Here is a 5559-nt window from a genome sequence, read left to right on the forward strand (position 1 = left end):
CAGCGGTCTTCGGCGCCGTGTGCGTAGGCTCGCTGTGGTCGAAGCGACCGCTGATCTTCCGCTTCGCCCTTGAGTTCATGGGAGCCGACACGCCCAAAGGACGTGATTTCGCCGATCGGTGGCGCTATCCCGGTTTCCGCCACGCCTTCCGGGTCACCACGGTGGTCTGGGGTCTGGCTTTCCTCGCCGAGGCCGCCGCACAGGCCGCCATCGTCGAGTCAGCGTCGACGGGCACCGCCAAGGCCACGTCCACCGTGATGCCCTGGGTTGTCGCCGCCGTCGTGGTCGCCTGGAACGTCCCCTACGCCAAGCGTGGTCAGCTCATGGGTGAGCTTGCAGCCGACGCGGCTCGCGCCCGCGGTGAGACGCGCCCGACCATGCCGTCCTTGACCATATGGGTCGCCGTCTTGGCGTCCGTTGAGGGTGTGAAGGTCGGCACCCGCGCATGAGGTGCGCGGGTTGAGGGTCCAGGAGTGGCCTGGACCCCGACCGCAATCATGGGGGTGCCGACATGACACAGGTTCGCAGCTGGGCTGGTTTGGATGTGCACGCGGCGAAGGTGCTCGCGGTGACGGTTGACGCGGTGTCGGGTGAGCTTCGCTCGCGGACACTGACCGGCCGCACGAGCGAGGTGGTCGAGTTCTGCGGTTCGTTGCCCGGGCCGACACGCGTGGCGTATGAGGCGGGGCCGACAGGGTTCGGGCTCGCGCGGGCGCTCGGGGCAGCCGGGGTGGGGTGCGTGGTCGCCGCGCCGGGCAAGATCGAGCGTCCCGCGCAGGACCGTGTGAAGACTGACCGTCGTGACGCGGAGCGCTTGGTGCGGTTGTTGATGGTCGGGGGCTTGTATCCGGTCAGGGTGCCGAGCACCGAGGAAGAGGCGCTGCGGGACCTCGTCCGGGCACGCGAGGACGTTCGTGGCGATCTGATGCGCGCACGCCACCGGATGAGCAAGTTGCTGTTGCGTCACGAGATCGTCTTCGAGGGCCCCGGCTCTAACTGGACGACTCGTCACCGCGAGTGGCTCGGGCGCCTGGAGCTCGACGAGCGGGGCGCGCAGGTCACGCTGCTTGACTATCTCGGCGCGATCGACGCGCTGATCGTGCGCCGCGACACGCTCGAGGCGGGGATCGGCGAGATGGTGCCCGGCTCGCCGTGGGCGCAGACCGTCGCCCGGCTGCGCTGCCTGCGCGGGATGGACACGCTCAGCGCGGTCGGGCTGTGCGCGGAGATCGGCGACTGGCAGCGCTTTGAGCGCGCGGGGCAGCTGATGAGCTACGTCGGGCTGGTCCCCAGCGAGGACAGTTCCGGGGAGCGTCGCCGTCAAGGCTCGATCACCAAGACCGGCTCCCGTCACGCCCGCCGGCTCCTCGTCGAGGCCGCCTGGCACTACCGCAGAGCACCCACCAAGGGTCAAGCGCTCAAGCGCCGCCAAGACGGCCAGGACGCACACATCATCGCGCTCTCCTGGAAGGCTCAGCAACGTCTGCACCGCACATGGCGACGCCTGGACTCAGAGCGCGGCAAGCGACGCACGATCGTCGCGGTCGCTGTCGCGCGAGAACTCGCCGGGTTCTGCTGGGCGATCGCGAACACAGACTGACCGGCCCTGCACCACGTCGGTCAAGGAGGCGGCGGGAGGAACCTGGCCACCACGCGCGAGAGCACCCGCGATCCGGCTATGAGCAACCCCCACACGCACGGGGGCGACGCTCGATCCTAGACCGAAGTTCCCCCTGGCGTGATGGCGGATTTCGCCGGATTTGCTGGTGGTTGCTGGGTTTTTGGAGAGTCTTGCGTGTTCGGGTCGTGTCTACGCGGTGACGGGGGCGTGCCGGGCGAGCTGGTGTGCGTGGGCTTGGAGGGGCGTCGGCTGGGCGAGCTTCTCGAACGTCGCGCTGGAGCCGGCGAGGCGGATCGTGTTGCGGGTCTGGGTCGCGAGCTCGGCGAGCAGGGTCTGGTAGCTGTGCGCGGGCTGTTCGGTGCTCGTGCGCTTGGTCTGCGCCTTTGCCTGGGCGGCGGGTGAGCGGACGGCCTTGGCGACGGGGTCGGGGTTCACGGGTCGGTCCTCGTCTGTGAACAGCAGCGGCTTCCACGCGGCCTTCAGGTGCCAGGTGAGGTGATAGGCGAGCATGCAGATCAGGACGTGCGCCTTGACCCTGTCCTGGAGGTGGTGGTGGATCGGTCGGATCCGCAGGTCGGGCCCCTTGATCGACCCGAACGCTCGCTCTGCCTGCTCGAGGTTCTTGTAGGCGCGCACGACGCCGTCGGTCTGAAGGAGGGCCCGGGCGAGGCTGGTGCGCAGGATGTAGAAACCGTCGAGCGCGGCCTCCGCCGCGATCTGCTCGGCCTTGCGGGCATAGGTGAAGGTGCTCTGCCCGATCGTGATCTCGAAGTGCTTCTTCATCCGGTGGCGCTTTAGCGCTGGGCCGACGGCCAGGCCGATCTGATCGGCACCCCGAAGCGTGCCGTGCGTGACGCGGTGAGCGATCGCCGCGAGATCGGTCTCGGTCGCGTCCAACAGCTCGTCGCGCTTGCGGGCGCGCTGGGCGGCGACGAGCGGGTTGCGGCAGACGATCAGCCGCTCGCCGGGGAAGTCCTCGGGGGCGGCGATCTCGCCGAGGTTCTGCTCGTCAAACAGCGAGGGCTGAAAGGTCCCCGAACGGGCGAGCCGCTTGATCGTCGGGGCCTTCAGCGCGGTGATCCAGTCGACGCCCTCGGTCCCTGAGAGCAGGTCGATGTTCGCCTTGGTGACCATCCCGCGGTCGGCCACGACGACGATCCGCTCCAGGCCGAAGCGGTCCTTGAGCTTTTTGACCTGTGACGGGAGCGTCTTATCGTCGTGGGTCTCGCCGCTGAAGACCTCGATCGCGACCGGTCGTCCGTCCGTGTCGCACAGCAGCCCGTAGACGATCTGCGGCAGGCCGCGCTTGCCGTCCCGGGAGTAGCCGAGTTTGCCCAGCGGGCAGGTTCGTCCCTCGAAGTAGCTCGATGACACGTCGTAGAGCACCATCTCCCCATCCTTGAGGTGACGGCGCGCGAGCCGATCCTCGATCCGCTCCTGGCGATCAAACAGCCAGTCCATCGCCCCGTAGAACTCGTCCTCCTCCGCGCCGGTGACGCCCAGCTCCCGGGCGAGCGTGCACTGCTCAAGCGCCCTGACCAGCCCAAGCTTTGACACCGGTGAGATCACGCGCCCCACGATCATCGCCATGCACAGATCGCGCTGGGGGCTCGGGCGGGGGTCGAGCAGCCCGGGGAGGCCCAGGCGCCCGGCCATCGCCAGCGCGGCGTCGACGTGTCCGGCCGGGAGCGAGCGCTCGATCTCGAACGCGTCCTTGGCGCCCATCAGCGTCTCGCCCGCCAGCACCCGGCGGATCGCGTCGATCGCCTCGGCCGGCAGGTGCGAGAGGTTCGCGAGCGTCTGCTTCTTGACCTTGCCGTCCTCACGATATGAGCGGCGCAGCAGCGTCGAGGTGTACACCGCCTCCCCGGACCTCCGTTTGTTCGTGACTACATGCATCGCACCAGCGGATCTAGCAGGACGAGCCATGAACAGATCATACACCATCCCCGGTACGATTGTCGTGACTACACCACAACGTGACGAAAAGGCCGAAATCCCCGTCGCTACAGGGATTCCGGCCTCACACCGGCCGACTACAGGGGGAACTTCGGCCTAGACAGCGGGCTCTCACGACGAAACCCGGTCCTGCGGTACCCAACCCGCGCATATCAGCCTGACCGCGCGTCGCGCACCCGCCAGGCCCGCCGCCCCCTTGACCGACCAGGATGCCCGCCCCGCCGCGGGCATCCGGTGCTGGGCACTTGATGTCATGAAAGGGGTGGGCCTCTGAGCCGTCCGGTGCCTGAGGCGTATACCTCGGGTGCTGGTCAAACCTCGAACTCTCTGGAGGCCCACATCATGAATTCTGTCGGTATCGATCTACATCGCAACCGCTCGCACATCGCGGTCATCGACGAGCAAGGCGAGCTGTCGCTTTCGCGGCGCATCGTCAACGACCGCGAGACGTTCCTGGAGCTGCTCGGCGACCTGGACGGCGAGTCGCAGATCGCAGTTGAGGCGACCTACGGCTGGGAGTGGCTCGCCGAGCTCTTGGAGGACGCCGGTTATGACATCCATCTCGCTCATCCGCTGCGCACTAGGGCGATCGCCGCGGCGAGGGTGAAGACCGACGCGGTCGACGCGAAGACCCTGGCGCACCTGTTGCGCGCCGACCTGTTGCCCGAGGCGTATGTCGCTCCCAGGGAGCTGCGTGACGTGCGCGAGCTGTTGCGTCACCGCATCGCGTTGACCAGGATGCGCTCAGCGATCAAGAACCGTGTGCACGCGATCCTCGCCAAGCACGGCATCACCCGCCAGCACTCGGACCTGTTCGGCAAGGGCGGCCGGGAGTTCCTCGCCCAGCTGCAGTTGCGTGACGCTCCACGCCGGCGCCTGGACAGCCTGATGTCACTGGTCGAGGACTTCGACCGCGAGATCACCGAGACCACCAAGGAGATCGACCAGCGCGCAAAGGCCGACGATCGCGTCGATGTGCTGACGCAGATCCGTGGCGTTGGGCGCTACACCGCGATGCTGATCATCGCCGAGGTCGGCGAGATCGGACGCTTCCCCGACGCGCGGCATCTCTGCGCGTGGGCTGGACTCACACCGACCGTCCGAAGCTCGGACGGCAAAGCACGCCTCGGGCACATCTCCCATCAAGGATCACCAGCGCTGCGCTGGGCGCTCGTCGAGGCCGCGCAGAAGTGCACCACTGGTGGCGGGCCGCTACGCGAGCAGTTCGAGCGGATCACGAAGCGTCGCGGACGCAAGGTCGCGAAGGTCGCTGTGGCCCGCCAGATCCTGACCCTCAGCTACTACGGCCTGCGCGACGGAGAGATCCGTTGCCTGGCGCGCCGCAGCCGGGCGAGCGCGAAAGAGAAGCTGGCGGTGGCAGCATGACCACCGCCGCGCACGCTACGGCGTCGGGCTTGCGTCCCCGGCCCAGGCGCGAGCGGAACGCTCGGGCGAGCTCGTTGTTTGTCATGGCCTCGCTCAAATAGGACGGCCGATCACTTGATTGAGCCCCCGAGCCCCGCAAGACACTCTGGTCCGCCCAGCGCGACCGAATGGATGACTGGAGCACTTCCGTGACCGGAACGCCGAAAGCGAACCGGACCCCGACAACCAGGGGCCCGTGACCCCGTTGACAAACCCACCCCTTTCATGGATGACAAACCGACGTCCATATCAGCCGACCGGATCGAGCAGAGCAACGCCCAAGAGGCCAGCATCACCCGTGAGCAAGCCGCGATCCCCCGCGACACCGCGCTTGAGCAAGCCCCCGACCAAAGCTCCGATCGCGACACCGACCGTAGCGTCGCGGAGGCCGAGCGAAGCGTCGATACCGGGGTCGGGCCCGACGCCCCCCAAATCGGCCCCGACCCCGTGCCGCCGGACACCGAGCAAGACCTCAAAGCCGATCGCGACCGAAACGAGGAACGCTCATCCGACCCGCCGTCGAACACCGCTGAGCAAGACAACGACCGCGACCT

General features: G+C 67.8%; 5 protein-coding genes. 4 read left to right on the forward strand and 1 reads right to left on the reverse strand.

All coding sequences use genetic code 11. The features are described from left to right. Together VNF71_02790 and VNF71_02795 are read left to right on the forward strand one after the other, a co-directional pair. Positions 1 to 449, forward strand: a 449-nt coding sequence (locus VNF71_02790) for a VC0807 family protein (GenBank protein ID HVA73474.1), incomplete at its 5' end; no start/stop codon positions are given. A gap of 62 nt (positions 450 to 511) precedes the next feature. Then, complete coding sequence (locus tag VNF71_02795; GenBank protein ID HVA73475.1) at positions 512 to 1600, forward strand: IS110 family transposase; 1089 nt, start codon at positions 512 to 514, stop codon at positions 1598 to 1600. Between the two features lie 210 nt (positions 1601 to 1810). Here VNF71_02795 and VNF71_02800 read toward each other — a convergent pair whose 3' ends face one another. Then, the gene (locus VNF71_02800; protein ID HVA73476.1) at positions 1811 to 3520 is read right to left on the reverse strand and encodes an IS1634 family transposase; all 1710 of its coding nucleotides are present in this window, start codon (positions 3518 to 3520) and stop codon (positions 1811 to 1813) included. Positions 3521 to 3922: 402 nt separating this feature from the next. Here VNF71_02800 and VNF71_02805 point away from each other — a divergent pair, with 402 nt between their 5' ends. Together VNF71_02805 and VNF71_02810 are read left to right on the forward strand one after the other, a co-directional pair. Further along, positions 3923 to 4966, forward strand: a complete 1044-nt coding sequence (locus tag VNF71_02805; GenBank protein HVA73477.1) for an IS110 family transposase — start codon at positions 3923 to 3925, stop codon at positions 4964 to 4966. Between the two features lie 264 nt (positions 4967 to 5230). Beyond that, a partial coding sequence (locus VNF71_02810; protein HVA73478.1) for a hypothetical protein occupies positions 5231 to 5559 on the forward strand: 329 nt, incomplete at its 3' end.

It is taken from the genome of Acidimicrobiales bacterium, assembly GCA_035533095.1.
Classification (GTDB): domain Bacteria; phylum Actinomycetota; class Acidimicrobiia; order Acidimicrobiales; family Palsa-688; genus DATLUM01.

Coding starts and splice junctions, on each gene's coding strand:
- VNF71_02800 (HVA73476.1), bottom strand. CDS start 3,520: ATGCATGTAGTCACGAACAAACGGAGGTCCGGGGAGGCGGTGTACACC.
- VNF71_02795 (HVA73475.1), top strand. CDS start 512: ATGACACAGGTTCGCAGCTGGGCTGGTTTGGATGTGCACGCGGCGAAG.
- VNF71_02805 (HVA73477.1), top strand. CDS start 3,923: ATGAATTCTGTCGGTATCGATCTACATCGCAACCGCTCGCACATCGCG.